Below are 16,804 nucleotides of genomic sequence, written 5' to 3'. Positions count from 1 at the left end.
GAAAAAGTGTGCCTCCGGCGGGCAAAGGGCCGGGGCCCTTTGCAATCCCGTTATGGGATGGCGCGAAGTTTGCCGGGAAGCGCCATTCCGCGAAGCGGTTTATAAAGCCTGCGGCGCATCAACGTCACGCGACAATGCCTCAGGGCGCGACAAAGACAGTATCGGGATTGCAAAGGGACTAAGTCCCTTTGCCCGCCGGAGGCAAACCGCTCTAACGCAACCCCGCCAACTCCGTCCGCGCCGCCGCAACCTGAACCGCCAAACGCGGATCGGCCAACAAACGCTCGGCCACCACCATTGCCGCGCCCCGGCTGGCTGAAGTGTCGCTCGGATAATGCACGCCGCACAGCCAGCGCCCCAGCGCATAATCATCCGCCCGCGTCAGCACCGCCTCGGCCCGCTGCGGCGCCAGACGCGCCAGCGCCCAGCCCATGGAATAGCCCACGCTGGCATGGCCGCTGGGATAGGAGCGCTGGCTCTTCCCCGGCTTCACCGCCTTGCAGGTCGGCATCGTAGGATCGGCCTGATAGGGCCGAGGCCGCGCAAATTCATCCTTGCCCGCGCCGATCACCGCATTGGCCTCTTCTTCTATGGCCACCAGCAGGTTCCATGTGGCCGGCATCTGGCGCAAATCGCGGCCCAGCGCGACGCTGTAGATCGCGGGCGTCTCATCCTCGCCATCAGCGCGGGCACGCGCAATCCGGTCTGCGGGCGTCACCGCGATCAGACGATGGAGGAAATCCAGTTCCTGCCGCGTCATAGCTTCGCCCGGCGGAGGGGCGAAAATCAAGCGCGGCGCAACTTCGGCGGGATTGAGGTAATGGATCTGGGGCGGATCGGACATTTCGCGCAAAGGCACCCCGGCATGGGCGATGCCGCACAATCCCAAAGCCATCAGCCCCAATGCTGTCAAACGCATAGCCACCTCTCCATGAAAGGCGCCCTGCTATCGCACGACAATGACAACCTTGGGACAAAACCGGGACAGAGGGGCGGTTACGGGCGAACATGGCGCAAATGCCATGTTCGCCCCGACGCTAGTCCGTCAGATCGCGATAGATCGCCGCCATCCACCAGACCAGAATACCCAAACCCGCAACCACCACCACCGCCTGTTGCCAATCAGCCTCAGACGCCGGCGCCAAAAACTTGGTTGCAACCACAATCCAGACCCACATCGCCGCCCATGGCATCAACCGCCGACGACGCCAGCGCCACCGGGCCGAAGGAAAAGACAACATGCCATCGATCTTTGACCAGAATGCCCAGTCGACCACAACAATCAGCGGCAATATCAGAACCGCCCAGATCACCGCGCCAGCAACGGCTTCAGATACCCCCCCGTAAAGCTGGCCGGATTGGCGGCCACCTGCTCGGGCGTTCCCTCGGCCACGACCATGCCGCCCCGCACGCCACCCTCGGGCCCCATGTCGATGATCCAGTCGGCGGTCTTGATGACATCGAGATTATGCTCGATCACCACCACCGAATTGCCCTGATCGACCAGCCGGTGCAGCACTTCGAGCAGCTTGCGCACATCCTCGAAATGCAGACCCGTGGTCGGTTCATCCAGCACATAAAGCGTCTTGCCGGTCGAGCGCCGCGCCAGTTCCTTGGCCAGTTTCACCCGCTGCGCCTCGCCGCCCGACAGGGTCGTGGCCTGCTGCCCCACCTTGACATAGCCAAGGCCGACCTCGTTCAACATATGCATCCGGTCGCGGATCGGCGGCACATTGGCAAAGAAACTCTCGGCATCCTCAATGGTCATATCCAGCACATCGGCAATGGAATGGCCCTTAAACTTCACCTCCAAAGTCTCGCGATTATAACGCTTTCCGCCGCATTCCTCGCAAGTCACATAGACATCGGGCAGGAAGTGCATCTCGATCTTGATGAGGCCATCGCCCTGACAGGCCTCGCACCGCCCGCCCTTGACGTTGAAGCTGAACCGCCCCGCCTTATACCCGCGCGCCTGCGCCTCGGGCAGGCCCGCAAACCAATCACGAATCTGGCCAAAGGCGCCGGTATAGGTGGCCGGATTGGATCGCGGCGTGCGGCCGATGGGCGATTGGTCGATCTCAATCACCTTGTCGCAATGCTCAAGACCGGTGATCCGATCATGCGCCCCGGCAATCACCCGCGCCCCGTTCAACACGCGGCTGGCCCCGGCCTGCAACGTATCAAGCGTCAACGTCGATTTGCCCGACCCCGAAACGCCCGTCACGCAGCAGAACGTCCCCAAGGGAAAGCGCGCCGTCACACCTTTCAGGTTATTCGCCCGCGCATTTTCAACGACAATCGCCTTGCCACTGCCGGTTCTGCGCTCGCTCGGCACCTCGATACGCCGCTCACCGGTCAAATATTGGCCGGTGATGCTGTCGGGATTGGCCAGAATATCCTCGAGCGTCCCCTCGGCCACGATGCTGCCGCCATGGACGCCCGCGCCCGGCCCCAGATCGACGATATAATCGGCGGTGCGGATCGCATCCTCGTCATGCTCGACCACGATCACCGTATTGCCCAGATCGCGCAGGCGCTTGAGCGTTTCCAGCAAGCGGTCATTGTCACGCTGATGCAGACCAATAGAGGGTTCGTCGAGCACATAAAGCACGCCCGACAGGCCCGACCCGATCTGCGAAGCCAACCTGATCCGCTGGCTTTCCCCGCCTGACAAAGTGCCGCTCGTCCGATCCAGATTCAAATAATCCAAGCCTACATTGTTCAGGAAACCAAGCCTTTCGTTGATTTCCTTCAGGATCGCCTTGGCAATCTGGCGCTGCTGATCCGTCAGCTTTTCATCCAGCGTCGAAAACCACGCCAGCGCATCCGAAACACTCAACCGTGTCGCGCTGGAAATATCGCTCTGCGCCACTTTCACGCACAGCGCCTCGGGCTTCAACCTTTTGCCCTCGCACACTTCGCAAGGCTGCGAGGTCTGGAATTTGCCCAGTTCCTCCTTCATCCACGCGCTTTCGGTCTGCAGCATCCGGCGGTTCAGATTGCCGATGACACCCTCAAACGGCTTGGTAACGGTGTATGCCTTCTTGCCATCGATAAAGGTCAGCGGCACCGGCGTCTTACCCGTGCCATAGAGCACGACAATCTTCACTTCCGTCGGCAAATCGCCCCAGGGCGTTTCCAGGCTGAACCCATAATGCCCGCCCAGCGAGGCCAGCACGTGCATGTAATAGGGCGAAGGCGGGTTCGATTTGGCCCATGGCACCACCGCCCCTTCCTTGATGCTCAGTGCCTCGTTGGGCACCACAAGCTGCGGATCAAACAGCAATTTCTCGCCCAAACCGTCGCAGGCCGGACAGGCCCCCTGCGGCGCGTTGAACGAAAACAGGCGCGGCTCGACCGCCTCCAGCGTGAAACCCGACACCGGACAGGCAAATTTTTCGGAGAACACGATGCGGTTGGCCGGAACCCCAGCCCCCTTCAACTGCGCGCCCTTCTTCTTCGAACCCGCCGTGACCTCGCCCTCGCGCCCCGGCACCACGCCATCGGCCAGATCGACAAAGGCCAACCCCTCGGCCAGCTTCAATGCCTGTTCAAACGAATCCGCCAGACGCGATTCGATGCCCGGCTTCACCGCGATACGGTCGACCACCACCTCGATGTCATGCTTCAACTTCTTGTCGAGCGCGGGCACATCCTCGATCGCCATCAACTCGCCATCGACGCGCAGGCGCGTATAGCCCGCCTTCTGCCACTCGGCGATTTCCTTGCGATATTCGCCCTTTCGCCCCCGCACCGCCGGCGCCAGCAAATAGGCCCGCGTCCCTTCGGGCAGCGCCATCACCCGGTCCACCATCTGCGAAACTGTCTGCGCCGCAATCGGCAATCCCGTGGCGGGCGAATAAGGCACACCCACCCGCGCCCAGAGCAGGCGCATGTAGTCATAAATCTCGGTCACCGTGGCCACGGTCGAACGCGGGTTGCGGCTGGTGGTCTTCTGCTCGATGGAGATCGCGGGGGAAAGCCCGTCAATATGCTCCACATCGGGCTTCTGCATCATTTCAAGGAATTGGCGCGCATAGGCCGACAGGCTTTCGACATAGCGCCGCTGCCCCTCGGCGTAGATCGTATCGAACGCCAGGCTGGATTTCCCCGAACCCGACAGGCCGGTGATGACGATCAGACTGTCCCTCGGCAGAGAGATGTCGATGCCTTTGAGGTTATGCTCGCGCGCGCCGCGTACAGTGATATGGGTCAGACTCATGGTGGCGGTGTTCCAGATTTGTTCGCGGGATGCAAGCCTCAATCCCCGCTAGACAAAGCCGGTCGGTCGATCAAGTTCCCCTGGGGGCGCGTGTCTTGCCTCTGGCGCTGCGCATTCCCCCCACCGCCTCCAGCCCCGCGCCCATCCGCAGCGGCAAGGCCCAGCCATAGCGCGGCACCGGCATCGCGGCCAAATCCAGCGCCCCATCCTTGGCCCCCATCTCGGCGGTGGGGTCCAGCCAATAGACGCGCCCGGCGATCTGCGCCCGCACGATCACATGGTCAAAACCCGTCACGCTGGGCAGGCGGCGGTCCATCCCCTCGCCCCCTTGCGTGGCCACCAGCGCGGCCTCGGCCTTGATGCCCAGCCCATCGAGCAGCCCCAGCAACAGCGCCGTCTTGCCCTTGCAATCGGCAAAGCCGCGCAGCCACACCTGATCGGCGGGCATCGGCTTGAGATTGCCCTGCCCCAGCCCAACATAGAGGTAGCGCACATCGCGCCGCGCAATGGTCAGCGCCATCCCGGCCTGCGCCAGAGGATCACTGCTGGCCGCGCGAATATCGGCAATTTGCCCGCGCAGGGGCGAATCTGGCCCCACCCGCCGCGCCGCATCAAACAAGGGCGCAAACACCCCCGCCACATCGGCCCATTGCGCAAAATCCGACAGTTCCAGCATCCGCGCCGCCTTGCTCTCCGCCAGCGCATCGGTGACCATCGCCACCCGCCCCGGCCCTCGCTCCAGCGCGGCGGGTAGGTTTTCGGCCGCTACCCCCATCGGCCGCGCCCCATCCCAGCGCGCCGCCAGCGCAAGCCGGTCGATCACCCCATGGCTGCCCGCATCGAGCGACACCTCGTGATGCCCGCCCAGCAAAGGCTCGGTGCGGTCGATGGTCCAGGCGATCTCGATCACATCGCCCACTGCCATGCCCGCAATCGGCAGCCCCAGCGAACGCTGCCCATCCACCCGCAAACCGCCCAGATTGCTGCCTTTATGCGCCAGCACCTCCTGCACGGCGGGCAACAGGTCATTGCTGCGATTGCCCCGCGTCAGGCGAAAGGCGTGGATGGTCAAACGGTCCGTTTCGGGCCGCCATTGCACCGACAGCCGGGCCATGCCCTGAATGCCTTCGGGTTGGTCGATGCGCAGAATGCGGCGTTGATAGAAACTGGTTGTGCCCCCATGAAACCACACCTGCTGATCCTGCATCACCATATGCAGCGGCGCTTCGCCCGCAGGCTGCACCGTGGCGGGCATGGCTACCGGCACCACCCACGCGGGCGCAGCTTCGGCGCGCGGCAATTCATCGGCGCGCAGCGGCCCGGCCAGCACGGCCATCAAGGCGAGGAAAGGCAAACCCTTGTTCATGGCACCAAGACAACCGCAAACCGCGCGCCATGTCCATTCGGTTAACCCGCAATTTGCCCCGCCGTTCCCATTTGGCACATCGTCACAGACTAAGCGCCCGCGCCCCCTCCGGCCCCAGCCAGCGCCCTGTGACGCCCCAGACCTGCGCGATGACCGCCTCGCTTAACGCCTCGCCCGGCGCGCCATCGGCCACCACGCGGCCCCGGTCCATCACCACCACGCGGTCGGCATGGTTCATCGCCATGGCCAGATCATGCAGCACAAGGCACACGCCAATGCCCTGCGCCGCCTGATCGCGCAGAGCCTTCAGCAGGCGCAGCCCATGGCCAAGATCGAGGCTCGCCAAGGGTTCATCAGCCAGCACCCAGCGCGGACACCCGGCCAGCACCCGCGCCAGCAAGGCCCGCGCCCGCTCGCCACCCGACAGTCGTGAGAGCGGGCGGTCGATCAGATGCTCAAGATCCATCGCGACCATCGCCTGCGCCACGGCCTCGCGATCCTGCGCGCCATCGGCATGGGCGCGGTGCATGGGCGCGGCCTGCCACGGCAAACGGCCCAGTTCGACCAGCGTGCGAACGCACACATCCCACGCCGCCTCACCCCCTTGCGGCAAGTAGCCGAGCAGGCGCGCCCTTTCGCGCGGCTGCATCGCGGGCAGGTCATGTCCATCGAGCGACAAGCGCCCCGCTACCGGTAAGACCCCCGCCATGGCCGAAACAAGGCTGGATTTGCCCGCGCCATTGGGGCCGCAGATCGCCGTCACCTGCCCCGGCGAAAGGTCAAGGGACACATCGCCCAGCCGCCCGGCCAGCGTCAGATTACGCGCGCAAAGCATCATCGCCAAACCCCGTCCCGCATCCGCCACAGCAGCGCCAGAAAGAAAGGCGCGCCCAGCAAGGACAGCGCGATCCCCAGCCGCAATTCGCCCCCCGTCAGCGGCAGGATACGGCACACGCTGTCCCCCACCACCAGCAGCAAAGCCCCGCCCAGCGCGGAAGGCACGATCAGCGAAGAAGGCCGCCGATCCGTAAAGGGCCGCAGCAGATGCGGCACGACAAGCCCGACAAAGCCGATGATCCCGGCCACCGCCACGCTGCCCCCCACCGTGCATCCCACGCCAAGGATCAGCAAAGCCTGCAACCGGCGCGGATCGACGCCCAGCGAGCGCGCCGCCGCCTCGCCCAGCGTGAGCGCATCAAGCGAGCGGGCCGCGACCACAAATGCGCCCAGCCCGACCAGCATCAGCGGCGCGGCCATCCACACCTCATGCCACGAACGATCCGCCAAGGCCCCCATCAGCCATGTCACGATTTCCGACAGGGCAAAGGGTGAAGGCGAAAGGCTGATGGCAAGGCTCATCAAGGCGCCCGACAGGCTGGCGATCATCATGCCCGCCAGCGTGAAGAGCGCCACGCCCCCGGCCGAACGCCCCGCGATCAGCCCCAACAGCGCCATCGCTCCGCCAGCGCCCACCAGCGCAAAAACCGGCAGCGCCCATGGCCCCAGCGATACGCCATAAGACCCCAGCCAGATGCTGAGCACCGCGCCGAGCGCCGCGCTGGGCGCAATGCCGAACAGGCCCGGATCGGCCAGAGGATTGCGCAAATAGGCCTGCATCGCCGCCCCCGCAGCGCCCAGCCCGCCGCCCACCAGCACCGCCAGCACGCTGCGCGGCAGGCGCAATTGCATCAGGATCAGGCCCGCGCCCGGCACATCGGGATGGAACGGATCAATCCACACCCGCCCCGCCAGCAAGGAAGCGACAAAAGCCAGCGCCAGCGCGCCGACAAGACGGAGGTTCAACCGCGTCATCAATGGGCCTCCCGGCGGATTTGCGCCAGTCTTTGCGCGGCGCGGATGATGGTGGGGCCGCCGCAATATTCCAGTCCAGCGTCGAAATCGAAACGCTGCATCGCGCGCAATTGCGTCAACACCGGATGGCCCAGCACCCGCCGCCCCTCGCGCCCGCCATCGGCATCACCATGACCTATCACCAGCAACACGCGCGGCGGATCGACCACCATGCGTTCAAGGGGCAGGAATTGTGACTGGCCCATGCCCCGGATCGCGGCAAAGGGCGTGAAACCGGTGCGACGCAGCAGGTCGGACACCAAAGTCTCGCCCCCGACAACCAGCCCGCCGCCATGCCAGATCAGCGCGGGCAAGGGTTTGGCACCGGGCGGCAGCGTCGCGTCGCGCATGGCCCGATCGATCCGCGCAATCATCGCCTCGCCCCGGTCGGGGTGGCCCAGCAGGGCGGCCATGCGGCGGATCTGCGCCTCGCTTTCCTCGACAGTGGGCGCCATGGAAAATTCCTCCAGCCGCAGGCCCATGCGCGCATAGGCGGCGCGTGTGGCGGCTGGCGTAAAACTGCCCGAAACCACCAGCGATGGCTGGGCAGAGATCACCTCCTCCATCGTGCCGCGAGTGAAGGGAAAGCGGAGCGCCTGCGCCACATCCATCGAGCTTTGCGCCGGATCGCGGCTATAGGAGGACAGCGCCCCGATCTGATCGCGGTCGGCCAGTTCGACCAGCAGCGCGTCGGTGCAAGGATTAAGGCTGATGATGCGGGAGGGCTGAACCCGAGGCGCAGCGGGAGCGCAAGCCCCCACCATCAAGGCTCCAAGCAGGGCCAGCCCCCCGCGCATCAATTACAGCTTTGCCCGCAGGCCCAGCGATGCGGTGCGGCCATAGGAATTGTAATCCTTGACCACCGCATAACGCTCATTCGTCAGGTTTTCGATGCGGCCAAAGATTTCCGCGTGATCGCCCAGCGGCATGCTGGCGCGCAGGCCCACCAGCGCATAGCCCGCCAGACGGTTTGTGTTGGCCGCATTGTCAAAGCTGGACGAGACGACGCGAATGTCGCCGCCGATGGCAAGGCCCGCCAGCGGCGTCTTCCAGTCGGCCGACCATGTAACCATATGGCGCGGGCGACGCGCCAGATCCTTGCCCAGCGCGCTGCTGCCGGCGGTTTGGTTGGTGCTCTTCACGAAAGTGTAGAGCGCGCGCAGTTGCAGCGCATCGACCGGGCGCAGGCCGGTTTCGAATTCCAGACCCTCGGCCCGCGTGCGGCCCAGATTGGCATAGGTCGAGGTGGACAGGTCATAGTCGATCTGGTTGTTGATATCGCGGTGGAACCATGTGACGGCGCCGTACAGCTTGCCATTGCGGTCGCCCTTTTCAAGGCCGACGTCATAGGACTTGCTGGTTTCCGCCTTCAGCCCCTTGTTGCCCGAATAGGGATCGAAAAGCTGATAGAGCGAGGGGGCGCGGAAACCCTCGCCATAGGAAGCGCGCAGGCGGACATCGTCGATCAGGCTGTACGTGCCGTTCGCGCCAAAGGTTGTGTGGGTGCCAAAGGTGGAATGGCTGTCCACGCGCAGGCCGCCCGACAGGCTCAGCCCAAACGCCCTCCAGCCCAGCAGGCCATAGCCGCTGGCGATATTCGCATCATTCACCGCGCCGGGCGTGAAATAATACGAGCGCGCATGGTTCCACATCGCCTCGCCGCCCACATCGGCGGAGAAGAAGTAGGGCAGATCGACATGGGCCGCGCCGTCAATGCGCGTGCTGCGGCCAAGGTAGGAGCTGTATTCGGTGTTCTGCACCGTGGGGTCGATATAGCCCCGACGCAGCGAGGACTGGCTGATGCCCAGACGCGCCGAATATTTCTCGGCCGCATATTCCAGACCCACGCGGCCCGAAACCTGCTCGCTCGACTGCACCTCGCCCCGGTTCACATAGCCAAGCACCCAGTCATAGGAATCGACGCCCACCTGACCATCGGCATAGCGCGCCGTGGCCACAAGGTTGAGCCCCTGCGCCAGACGCAGGCGGGCGCGGGTGGACAGGCGGGTCTGGTGGAAACCGTTGGCGCGCGTGTCGGTGGTGCGGGTGGGAATGCCGTCGGTGCTGATGTAGCCGCCGTTGAGCGTGATCGCATAGGCGTCCTTCGACAGACCCAGCGTGGCGCCCGCGTCAAAGGTGCTGTTGCTGCCGCCCTCGAAATTCAGCTCCGCGCCGTTCAGTTCGCGGCTGGTGATGGCGATGACGCCGCCGATGGCATTGCTGCCCCACACCACGCTGTTCGATCCGCGCAGCAGTTCGATGCGACCGACGCCGCCACTGACCAGATTGGCAAAGTCATAGCCGCCCGAAGGGGCCGCCGTGTCCTCGACCTTGACCCCGTCGATCATCACAAGCGTCTGTTCGGAATTGGCGCCGCGCACGAAAAAGCTGGTGGTGGCGCCAAGGCCGCCCGCGCGGGCAAAGGATACGCCCGGCAGGCGGGTCAGCACGCGGGTCAGGTCCGGCCCCTGGATCGACTGGATCTCGGCCAGATCGACCACGCTGATCGACTGGCCGCTTTCATCAACCGGCTGGCTGTTGCCGGTGGCCAGAACGGTGATGGCCCCAGCATCCTCTGCGGCCATGACGGGCGCGGACAGGGCCAGCGCGATCAGCGACGAAGCGGCGGCGAAATAACGGATTTTCATAGCTCTTTCCCTCACGAAGGCTATTTGCCGTTCGTGGCGGGAGAGGCCGCCCCACGCGCCCCTTGCGCATGGAAACAGACGGCATCGCGCTGCATCCGGTCTTCCCCGCCCGGCGCTGAACGACAACCACCGGCAGGTCTCCTGGCTATCCGGGGTCATCGCGCATCCGCCGCCTTCCCAGACCGATCGGCCCAGTGGCATATGACGGTACGCTCGCCCGGAAACAGTTGCGGGGGCAGCTTTGCATCCCTCCTTGGCAAAGCAAGGACGGGCAAATTCCCTTTTCAGCCCCCTTGCGAGGGGCACCGTTGGCGTGGCCGACCCCCTAGCCCCACATGCCCAAAGGTGCAAGGGGCACAGCCGGATTGGCGCGGGCAAGGCTTTTTTAACCCTGATCGGAGGGCGCCAAATTAAGGCATTAAGGATTATCCGCCCCTTCCGTGCCGCAATGAGACGGCCCCAATTCGGCAGGTGCAGCCCCGACGATTGTGTGTTTTGCCATAATCGCCCGATTTGCCAAAGGCCGAGAAGTCAGGATGAACAGCCCGCGTGCCTCCCTTGCGTTTGATGCCCTGCGATCCGCCCCGCCCGCGCGCGACGATGGGCGGCCGGACCATGCGGCACGCTTACGCCGGGGCGACGGCATGAGAATCAAAGCCCTGCGCAATGCCGAACTGCGCCGCGCGACGATGCAGCGCCTGCTGGCTGTGGCCTGCGCCCTGCTGGCGATTTTGGCCGTGCAGGCATGGCGCGGGCAAGGCACCGGAGCGATGGCACTGGCCGCCACAACCGCCCATGACGAGGCCGATCCCGTCGATGGCCAGAGCAGCACCGCCCCCATGCCCTTTGAACAACCGGGCGACAGTTGGCCGGGCGCGGCCTACTATTACGTCAGCCGCGAGGCCGAAGCGCCCGCCCTCGCGACCGGCTGGCGCGGGGCGCTGGCCGCGATGGCGCCGGGGCTACATTGGGATGGCGGTGCGGCGGCGCAGGGCGATGATGAAACGCCCCTGCCCGGATCAGGTCCGGCGGCGCGCGCGCTTTCGGGCCTGGCCAATGGGGTGGACCGCGAACGCGCGCTCTCCTGCCTGACCGCCGCGGTCTATTACGAGGCCGCCAGCGAGCCCGACGATGGCCAGCGCGCCGTGGCGCAGGTCGTGCTCAACCGCATGGCCCATCCCGCCTATCCCAAAAGCGTGTGCGGCGTGGTGTTTCAGGGTTCGGAACGCGCCACCGGGTGCCAGTTCACCTTTACCTGCGACGGCGCGCTGATGCGCAAGCCCAGCCGCTATTTCTGGAGCCGCGCCGAGGCCGTGGCCCGCGCCGCACTGGCCGGCTATGTCTATGCGCCGGTCGGGCTTGCCACGCATTATCATACGTTTGCCGTGCATCCCTATTGGGCCGACAGCCTGAATTTCATCGGCCAGATCGGCGCGCATCGCTTTTACCGCATGCATGGACCGGCGGGCGATTCCGGCGCGTTCCGCTTTGTTCACGCCATCAGCGAGCCGCTGCCCGTGCCGCATCAGCGTGTGGCCTTTGCAAATCGCGAACTGGTGGACGACCCGATCGCCATCGAACGCGCTTATGCCGCCAAAATGGGTCAGACCTTTGGCCCCGCTCCCCATGGCGGCGCGTCGGCGGTCACGCCCGCCGCCGCCGCGCCGCAATATACCGCCGAAGCGTTGCGCCATGGCGGCGATAATGCCTATCGCGCCACCAATTTGCCCGGCAGCGACAATGTTCGCCCCGAATATCAGAACAGCGGGCGCTGGATCAGCGATCCCGAATAAACCCTGTTTGACCGGTTAAACCCGCCCCGGAACGCCATTTTTGTCGCAGCGCACCGGGGCATTTTAACACTCGGTAGATCCAAGATGGGTGCAAACTCGGTTAACCCGCGACAGGGATATGATAACCAAGGCAAAACACGAAGACTTAGCCCCCATGTGATAGACAGAGGCCGATTATCAATCGAGATTGAGGAATTTTCAGGCATGTCGATCCGATTTGCAGCGGCAGGTGCGGGTGAATGCGGCGCTGTGGCGCGCGTGTTACGCCGCCCCCGGCTGCGCGCACCGGCCAATGACCATGACAATCAGGTCGAAACCGATGTGATGCTCTACAGCGCCCTGCAACATTTCGCCCGCCATGGCCTTGGCGCCGCAGAACGCGCGCGCAACATCGCCCTGCGCGCCTTTTTCGAAGGCAACCGCGATCAATACCGCCACTGGCTGGGCATTTGCCGCAAGCTGGACCGGCAGATGGCCAACCGTCTGGCCACGGCGCATCGCTCGGTGGAGGAGTTTGAGCCGCTGGTTTCCCCCGAGTAAGGGGGCGGTTGGCGGCATCGCAATTTTTTGTATAAATGCGACAGACTTTGAACGTTTGACAATGTCGTTAACCAATCTGTGACGAGTTCTCCCCTAGGTTGTCCTTGTCCAGCGGGAGTTGTCCGATCCGTCCTTTATTCGACACGTTGCGGGTTTTGTTCAAAACCCATGCTGCTGATGACCGGGCAAGAGCCATTCTGGTCACCACGCTCTATACGCAACCGTCGTCGCTGGCGATCGGCGCGCTGTGCGGGATTTTAACCAGCGCAACCGCCGCCATTGAATCGGGCAACCGCTCCATCACCCTTGCCGCCTGGGTCATGTCGGCCATCGCGCTGATGCGCGTGGCCAGCGCGACCATCCTGCCGCGATGGATGGCGCATAAGGCGCGCGCGCTTGAAATCATTTATGAATTGGGCGCGTTTTCCTATTCGATCATGGCCGGGATGATCGCCGCGCTGACGTTTTTCCATCCAGTGCCGGGGCCGGTGCGCACGCTGATGGTGGGCAATGCGATTGCCTATTCGGTGGGGATTGCCGCGCGCAACGCCGGGCGCCCCGCAATCGCCATCGGGCAATTGGCGCTGGCGCTGCTGCCGGTGATCGTGGCGGCCGGGATGCAGACCGATCTGGCCAGCCAGTTGCTGGCCTTCACGCTGTTTCTCGTGCTGCCCGCGATGATGTCGATCACGCTCAATGTGTTCCGCACGCTGCGCGATTCGATTGCCAGCGCCGAAACCAGCCAGCGCCTTGCCGAAAAGATGCAGCATTTGGCGCGCACCGACATTGTCACCGGCCTGCTCAATCGAGCGGGGCTTAACCATCATCTGGTCGAACGCCTTGTGGCGATCCCAGAGGGCAACAAGCTGGCGATCCTGTGGCTGGATCTCGACCGCTTCAAGGAAATCAACGACACGCTGGGCCATCAGGTGGGCGACCGCTGTCTGGTCGAGGTGGCCGCGCGCCTGCGCCGCAGCGCGCCGGTGGGGGCGGGCATCGGGCGGTTTGGCGGCGATGAATTCATCATCGCGTTTGAGGCCGCCTCCGACGCCGTCATCAAGGGCGTGGCCGACACGATCCTGAACGACATCCTGCGCCCGCTGCGCATTGATGATGACCGGCTTGAGATCGGCTGCTCGATCGGCATCGCGATCCTGCCCGAACATGGCACCGATCTGGAGGCCGTGCTGCAGGGGGCCGATCTGGCGCTTAACCATGCCAAGCTGAACGGACGCAAGCAGATCGTCAGTTTCAACCCCGCGATGACGCGTGACCTGATCCGCCGCAAGGAGATCGAGGCCGAACTGCGCCTTGCGCTGCAGCGAGATGAGCTTTCCGTCCATTTCCAGCCGCTGGTCGATCTGGAAACCGGGCGGATCCGGGCGTTCGAGGCTCTGGTGCGCTGGTTCCACCCGGAAAAGGGCGAATTGCGGCCCGATGAATTCATCCCCGTGGCCGAGGAAAGCGGGGCGATCATCACGCTGGGCAACTGGATCACCGCCAAGGCCGCCCGCGTCGCTGCCGAGTGGCCGGACGATGTGACCCTGGCGGTCAACCTCTCCCCGCTCCAGATCCGCGCGCCCGGCGCCGCGCTGGGCATCCTCAACGCGCTGCGTGAGGCGAAACTGCCCCCCAGCCGCCTTGAGCTGGAAATCACCGAAACCACATTGCTGGATCACAGCCCCAACACCTCGGCCTTCATCAACGAACTGGCCGGGGCCGGCGTGCGTTTTGCGCTGGACGATTTCGGCACCGGCTATTCGTCCCTCGGTTATCTGGACCGCTATCCCTTCAAGAAGATCAAGATCGACCGTAGCTTCATCTCCGGGCTCAGCGCCGGGACGACCAGCCATGCGATCATCTGCGCAGTGGCGGCCATGGGCAAGACGCTGGGGATGGAGATCGTGGCCGAAGGTCTGGAAACGCTGGAACAGGTGCAGGCGGTGCGCGACACCGGATGCACGCTGGGTCAGGGCTGGTATTTCAGCCGGGCCGTGCCGGACTATCTGGCCGCGATGCTGCTGGCGCAGGAGCGCCGCCGGATCGGGGCCGATGCCGCGCCCGCGACTCCCCATCAAGACTCGGCGCCCGCTCGCAAGCACGCCTGAACGCCTGTTCATCCGGTATGGTTACGTATGCCAAACCGGATATGGCTTAGCTGCGCCAATTTAATTGCCATATCGGTTATCGGAGCAAGGCTTTCCGCTATTGCGAATTAGTCGCGCAAACTCTTTCGTCTTATATGCTTTTCCCGCCTTGCAAAGCAGCAAAGACAGGAATAGGGCCACCCCCAATTCGGTTAAGGGCCACCTGCGCGCTTGCGGGACTGCGTATGATGGTCAGTGAAACACCCGCTATCCTGCGGCCACTTCCGGCCAAGGGGAAGCCCCGCAAGTAGGGAAGGATTGGTTCATGGCTCGCAAGAAGATTGCCCTGATCGGCGCCGGCAACATCGGCGGCACGCTCGCTCATCTGGCAGCGCAAAAGGAACTGGGCGACATCGTCCTGTTCGACGTTGTCGAGGGCGTTCCTCAGGGCAAGGCTCTTGACCTGTCGCAGTGCGGCCCGGTCGAAGGCTTTGACGCCAAGATCACTGGTACGAATGATTATGCCGATCTGGCCGGCGCCGATGTGGTGATCGTCACCGCGGGCGTTCCGCGCAAGCCCGGCATGAGCCGCGACGATCTGCTCGGCATCAACCTCAAGGTGATGAAGGCTGTCGGCGAAGGCATCAAGAACAACTGCCCCGACGCTTTCGTGATCTGCATCACCAACCCGCTCGACGCGATGGTCTGGGCTCTGCGCGAATTCTCGGGGCTCCCCGCGAACAAGGTCGTCGGCATGGCCGGCGTGCTCGACTCGGCCCGCTTCACCACGTTCCTGGCCTGGGAATTCGGCGTGTCGATCCGCGACGTGAACACCTTCGTTCTGGGCGGCCACGGCGACACGATGGTGCCGGTGGTTCAGTATTCGACCGTCAACGGCATCCCCGTTCCCGACCTCATCAAGATGGGCCTGTCGACTCAGGAAAAGATCGACGCCATCGTGGCCCGCACCCGCTCGGGCGGCGGCGAGATCGTCGGCCTGCTCAAGACCGGTTCGGCTTTCTACGCTCCGGCCGCCTCGGCAATCGCCATGGCCGAAGCCTATCTCAATGACCAGAAGCGCATCCTGCCTTCGGCCGCCTATGTGAACGGCGAATATGGCGTGAACGACCTGTATGTGGGCGTTCCGGTCATGATCGGCGCCGGCGGCGTGGAAAAGGTCATCGAGATCGAGCTGGACGAAGAAGCCCAGGCCAACCTGAACGTCTCGGTCGAGGCGGTGAAGGAACTGCTGGTGGCGTGCAAGGGCATCGACCCCTCGCTGGCCTGATCGAAAAAATATGGCTCCGGTGATAAGCCGGGGCCAAAACAATAAGACGACCTCCTCCCCATCTCGGAGAATCCAATGTCGATCCTGATTGACAAGAATACCAAGGTCATCACCCAGGGGATGACCGGCAAGACCGGCACTTTCCACACGCAGCAGGCGCTGGCCTACGGCACGCAGATGGTTGGCGGCGTCACCCCCGGCAAGGGCGGCACGATCCATGCCGACACCAACCTGCCCATCTGGGACACGGTTGCCGAAGCCAAGGCTGTTTCGGGCGCGACCGCCTCGGTCATCTATGTTCCGCCGCCATTCGCCGCTGACTCGATCCTCGAAGCGATCGACGCTGAAATCGAGCTGATCGTTGCGATCACCGAAGGTATCCCCGTGGCCGACATGGTCCGCGTGAAGCGCGCCCTTTCGGGTTCGAAGTCGCGCCTGATCGGTCCGAACTGCCCCGGCGTGCTGACGCCGAACCAGTGCAAGATCGGCATCATGCCCGGTTCGATCTTCAAGGAAGGCTCGGTCGGCGTGGTCTCGCGCTCGGGCACGCTGACCTATGAAGCGGTGTTCCAGACCACCAACATCGGCCTGGGTCAGACCACCGCTGTCGGCATCGGCGGCGACCCGGTCAACGGCACCAACTTCATCGACGTGCTCGAACTCTTCCTGGCCGACGAAGCCACCAAGTCGATCATCATGATCGGCGAAATCGGCGGCAGCGCCGAAGAAGAAGCGGCCCAGTTCCTCAAGGACGAAGCCAAGCGCGGGCGCAAGAAGCCGATGGCCGGCTTCATCGCGGGCCGCACGGCTCCTCCGGGCCGCCGCATGGGCCACGCCGGTGCGATCGTCTCTGGCGGCCAGGGCGGCGCCGAAGACAAGATCGCGGCGATGGAAGAGGCCGGCATCAAGGTCTCGGCCAGCCCCAGCCTGCTCGGCGAAACCCTCGCCGAAGTGCTTAAGGGCTGAATTTAAGTTCAATACCGGGCGTGATGGCCATCTGTGGTTCAGC

General features: G+C 64.2%; 13 protein-coding genes and 1 riboswitch. Of the genes, 5 read left to right on the top strand and 8 right to left on the bottom strand.

The features are described from left to right. Positions 1–211: 211 nt before the first annotated feature. The 8 genes from FHW92_RS25820 to FHW92_RS17115 all read right to left on the bottom strand — a co-directional run bounded on the left by FHW92_RS25820 (position 212) and on the right by FHW92_RS17115 (position 10,087). The gene (locus tag FHW92_RS25820) at positions 212–919 is read right to left on the bottom strand and encodes a phosphatase PAP2 family protein (RefSeq protein ID WP_168604505.1); all 708 of its coding nucleotides are present in this window, start codon (positions 917–919) and stop codon (positions 212–214) included. A 118-nt stretch (positions 920–1,037) separates the two neighbouring features. Continuing rightward, positions 1,038–1,313: a hypothetical protein gene (locus FHW92_RS17145; RefSeq protein WP_168604504.1), complete on the bottom strand. Its 276-nt coding sequence runs from the start codon at positions 1,311–1,313 to the stop codon at positions 1,038–1,040. Next, complete coding sequence (uvrA, locus tag FHW92_RS17140) at positions 1,310–4,222, bottom strand: excinuclease ABC subunit UvrA (RefSeq protein WP_168604503.1); 2,913 nt, start codon at positions 4,220–4,222, stop codon at positions 1,310–1,312. The genes FHW92_RS17145 and uvrA overlap by 4 nt, the downstream gene beginning before the upstream one ends. A gap of 70 nt (positions 4,223–4,292) precedes the next feature. After that, positions 4,293–5,588 (bottom strand): DUF3857 domain-containing protein, encoded by a 1,296-nt coding sequence (locus FHW92_RS17135; protein ID WP_168604502.1) that lies wholly within the window; start codon positions 5,586–5,588, stop codon positions 4,293–4,295. 82 nt (positions 5,589–5,670) lie between these two features. Further along, positions 5,671–6,426 carry an ABC transporter ATP-binding protein gene (locus FHW92_RS17130; protein WP_172249331.1) on the bottom strand — a complete coding sequence of 252 codons (756 nt, stop codon included), beginning with the start codon at positions 6,424–6,426 and terminating at the stop codon, positions 5,671–5,673. Next, positions 6,423–7,400, bottom strand: coding sequence for an iron ABC transporter permease (locus tag FHW92_RS17125; RefSeq protein ID WP_172249333.1), 978 nt, complete (start codon positions 7,398–7,400; stop codon positions 6,423–6,425). The genes FHW92_RS17130 and FHW92_RS17125 overlap by 4 nt, the downstream gene beginning before the upstream one ends. Further along, positions 7,400–8,203 (bottom strand): ABC transporter substrate-binding protein, encoded by an 804-nt coding sequence (locus FHW92_RS17120; RefSeq protein WP_168604701.1) that lies wholly within the window; start codon positions 8,201–8,203, stop codon positions 7,400–7,402. Before FHW92_RS17120 ends, FHW92_RS17125 begins: the two co-directional genes overlap by 1 nt. Before the next feature lie 36 nt (positions 8,204–8,239). Further along, positions 8,240–10,087: a TonB-dependent receptor gene (locus tag FHW92_RS17115; RefSeq protein ID WP_168604500.1), complete on the bottom strand. Its 1,848-nt coding sequence runs from the start codon at positions 10,085–10,087 to the stop codon at positions 8,240–8,242. A 113-nt stretch (positions 10,088–10,200) separates the two neighbouring features. Beyond that, a riboswitch (cobalamin riboswitch) is annotated at positions 10,201–10,412 on the bottom strand. Between the two features lie 319 nt (positions 10,413–10,731). On the opposite strand from FHW92_RS17115, the gene FHW92_RS17110 reads away from it, so the two are divergent. The 5 genes from FHW92_RS17110 (at position 10,732) to sucD (ending at position 16,761) form a co-directional block, all read left to right on the top strand. After that, positions 10,732–11,880: a cell wall hydrolase gene (locus FHW92_RS17110; protein WP_246870237.1), complete on the top strand. Its 1,149-nt coding sequence runs from the start codon at positions 10,732–10,734 to the stop codon at positions 11,878–11,880. A gap of 204 nt (positions 11,881–12,084) precedes the next feature. After that, a complete protein-coding gene (locus FHW92_RS17105) occupies positions 12,085–12,420 on the top strand; it encodes a hypothetical protein (protein ID WP_168604499.1) in 336 nt (111 codons plus the stop codon). A gap of 155 nt (positions 12,421–12,575) precedes the next feature. Next, positions 12,576–14,528, top strand: a complete 1,953-nt coding sequence (locus FHW92_RS17100) for an EAL domain-containing protein (RefSeq protein WP_168604498.1) — start codon at positions 12,576–12,578, stop codon at positions 14,526–14,528. Positions 14,529–14,832: 304 nt separating this feature from the next. Then, on the top strand, positions 14,833–15,795 hold the full coding sequence (gene mdh, locus FHW92_RS17095; protein WP_168604497.1) for a malate dehydrogenase: 963 nt from the start codon (positions 14,833–14,835) through the stop codon (positions 15,793–15,795). A 75-nt stretch (positions 15,796–15,870) separates the two neighbouring features. Further along, positions 15,871–16,761 (top strand): succinate--CoA ligase subunit alpha, encoded by an 891-nt coding sequence (sucD, locus tag FHW92_RS17090; RefSeq protein ID WP_168604496.1) that lies wholly within the window; start codon positions 15,871–15,873, stop codon positions 16,759–16,761. Positions 16,762–16,804: the final 43 nt, after the last annotated feature.

The organism is Novosphingobium sp. SG707 (genome assembly GCF_012275515.1).
In the GTDB taxonomy this organism is placed as follows: domain Bacteria; phylum Pseudomonadota; class Alphaproteobacteria; order Sphingomonadales; family Sphingomonadaceae; genus Novosphingobium.
This window is presented reverse-complemented; position numbering and strand designations above follow the sequence as displayed.

Bases quoted from the DNA above. Each gene is read 5' to 3' on its own strand.
- FHW92_RS25820 (WP_168604505.1), bottom strand. From the start codon at position 919: ATGCGTTTGACAGCATTGGGGCTGATGGCTTTGGGATTGTGCGGCATC.
- uvrA (WP_168604503.1), bottom strand. From the start codon at position 4,222: ATGAGTCTGACCCATATCACTGTACGCGGCGCGCGCGAGCATAACCTC.
- FHW92_RS17135 (WP_168604502.1), bottom strand. From the start codon at position 5,588: ATGAACAAGGGTTTGCCTTTCCTCGCCTTGATGGCCGTGCTGGCCGGG.
- FHW92_RS17130 (WP_172249331.1), bottom strand. From the start codon at position 6,426: ATGATGCTTTGCGCGCGTAATCTGACGCTGGCCGGGCGGCTGGGCGAT.
- FHW92_RS17125 (WP_172249333.1), bottom strand. From the start codon at position 7,400: ATGACGCGGTTGAACCTCCGTCTTGTCGGCGCGCTGGCGCTGGCTTTT.
- FHW92_RS17120 (WP_168604701.1), bottom strand. From the start codon at position 8,203: ATGGTGGGGGCTTGCGCTCCCGCTGCGCCTCGGGTTCAGCCCTCCCGC.
- FHW92_RS17115 (WP_168604500.1), bottom strand. From the start codon at position 10,087: ATGAAAATCCGTTATTTCGCCGCCGCTTCGTCGCTGATCGCGCTGGCC.
- FHW92_RS17110 (WP_246870237.1), top strand. From the start codon at position 10,732: ATGAGAATCAAAGCCCTGCGCAATGCCGAACTGCGCCGCGCGACGATG.
- FHW92_RS17105 (WP_168604499.1), top strand. From the start codon at position 12,085: ATGTCGATCCGATTTGCAGCGGCAGGTGCGGGTGAATGCGGCGCTGTG.
- mdh (WP_168604497.1), top strand. From the start codon at position 14,833: ATGGCTCGCAAGAAGATTGCCCTGATCGGCGCCGGCAACATCGGCGGC.
- sucD (WP_168604496.1), top strand. From the start codon at position 15,871: ATGTCGATCCTGATTGACAAGAATACCAAGGTCATCACCCAGGGGATG.